Here is a 2,056-nt window from a genome sequence, read left to right as displayed (position 1 = left end):
ATCGGGAAGGTACGCGACAACCTCGCGGCAGAGTTCCAGAACGGTGGCGGCGGCAAGTTTTATCAGATCCGCGGTGGCGTGGTCATGGCGTTGATCGAGGGCATCGTCCTTGGCATCAAATATTTCAACAAGGACAACGGTGACAAGGAGAAGCTCGAATACAAGGCAGCGTTTCTGATCACCACGGCCGCGGGTATCGAACTGGCTGCGCTCGGTGTTCAGTCGGTGGCCACGCGCTTTGCGCCCACGGGGGTTGTTGGTCGTGGTGCGGCGATTTCGCTGGGGGGGGTACGGCTTGTTGGTGGCTCACTGGCGACTGTGGGCGGGGTGATGCTTGCTTCGATTGATTTTGAAGACGCAGCGAAGGCCTACGACAGAGACTACAAGGTTCTTGGGCTCGCTTATTTTGCAAGAGCCGTCGCGTCGTTTGGACTCTCCGGGCTTGCCGGCCTGGTATCGCTTTCCTATTCGGGCCCGTTACTGCGATTTCTCGTCGGCGCAAATAGCCGATCCCTATTTGTATTAACGATAGAAAAACTTGCTGGCTCCAGACTTATACCTGTGATCCTGCGACTGATTGGTATTGGCAGTTTCATTACTGTGGGAATCAGCGTAGCAATTATTTTTTTGTCCCCAGACGAAATGGAGGAGTGGTGTTGGCATAGCTGCCTAAAAAAATGGGAACCTGGAAATTTTCTAAAGCCTTTCAAAGACCAGGAAACCGAACTAAAAAAACTCTACGAGTCATTAAAGGCAGTGAGCTGATGTATCTAATCGAGTGGATGTTGTGGCATATGCAGACTTCCCGTCTTGAAAGTGAAGGCTGGCAAAAAGTACTTGAAAAATACCTGACTTATAAGCGTGCGGGAAAATATAAGCACGAAGATGATCTGCCCGGAATTCATGACCGCGTGAGTGAGACCCCCTGTGCGGATGGTTCGATCCATGGGTTCAACGAAAACTACATTGAGCTTAAAGCCGGCGCAACGCAGGCGCATCGAGGGCTAATTACATATTTATCATTGATGACGCTGTACGTCATATACATCCACATAAAAATGACCGTCCTACTTAATTCCGTCTGGTTTACTGGTGTCTATTACTCTGGAAGATCGCCTGCAACTATTGGTCACTATGTCTCAGGCCTGTTTATGGTCGCGCTAACTACGGGCGTATTTTATGTGATAGCTAGGTATGCGCGAATTTTCATCAACCTCGAAAACTTCGTTCAACGCCGACTGCTGATCCGCTTCAATCGAATTACACGCCAAGTCTATCTGCACCGACCGCGCTTCGCTGGTGGCGTTACCGTCCTCGACTGGGAGCAATTATCGCTCGAGACAATCGTGGGCGAAGAAGAATCCGCGGGTATCGGCCGCAAGCTACTTCTGCTCTGGGACCCCGCCATCACCGGACTCCCCCATCTTCATCTGGTGTTCGTCGGCAAGACCGCCGACGGCACCAGCGATCTGGTCAACCTGTGGGAGTTCATCCGCCGCTATATGGAAGAAGGCCCGCAGTCGGTGCCGGCGCCGCAGAAGCTGCTCGGCAGAGTGCCGTGGCCTTGGCAGTCGGCCATGGTCTCCCTGAACTTCTTCAGGCCTCTCTGGCGCGCCGGGCTGCGCTGGCAGGTCGCCTGTTGGGTGGCGTTGGCCTCTCCGGGCCTTGCAGTGCACGCCACCGGGCACTGGATCTCGCTGCTGCTGTGCTGGGAACCGCGCTGGCCGCGCATCATCCGCGAGGCAGGCCGGCCCGGAAAGCCTGTTCCGCCACTGTCCGCCGCTGCCGACTGGCCGCCGCTGCCCACGGTGGAGCCCGCAAAGAAGAAGCCACAGCGCGCACGCAAACCACGGAAAGTCGATGCGGATCCGGCCGAGCAAGCGCCGAAAGGTACGGAACAGAGCCAGAGTGAACCCGCCTCCAGCCCTCCACAACAAACCTAGCGCCCGACTACGCAAGGAATTGCCATGCCCACCGAACCGCCATCGTTTTCGTTGCGCGAGCTGGTGCGCCTAAGTGGGGAAACCAAGATCCAGGCCGACTTCTGCGCGTTGGA

General features: G+C 55.7%; 2 protein-coding genes. Both read left to right on the top strand.

The features are described from left to right. Window positions 1-765 (top strand): hypothetical protein (locus DM813_RS28430; RefSeq protein WP_164897234.1); only part of this gene is annotated, 765 nt, incomplete at its 5' end. Continuing rightward, complete coding sequence (locus DM813_RS11230; RefSeq protein WP_128323470.1) at window positions 765-1,943, top strand: DUF6708 domain-containing protein; 1,179 nt, start codon at window positions 765-767, stop codon at window positions 1,941-1,943. The genes DM813_RS28430 and DM813_RS11230, both read left to right, overlap by 1 nt. Window positions 1,944-2,056: the final 113 nt, after the last annotated feature.

The organism is Pseudomonas alkylphenolica, assembly GCF_004025535.1.
GTDB classification, from domain to species: Bacteria; Pseudomonadota; Gammaproteobacteria; order Pseudomonadales; family Pseudomonadaceae; genus Aquipseudomonas; species Aquipseudomonas alkylphenolica_A.
This window is presented reverse-complemented; position numbering and strand designations above follow the sequence as displayed.

Bases quoted from the DNA above. Each gene is read 5' to 3' on its own strand.
- DM813_RS11230 (WP_128323470.1), top strand. From the start codon at position 765: ATGTATCTAATCGAGTGGATGTTGTGGCATATGCAGACTTCCCGTCTT.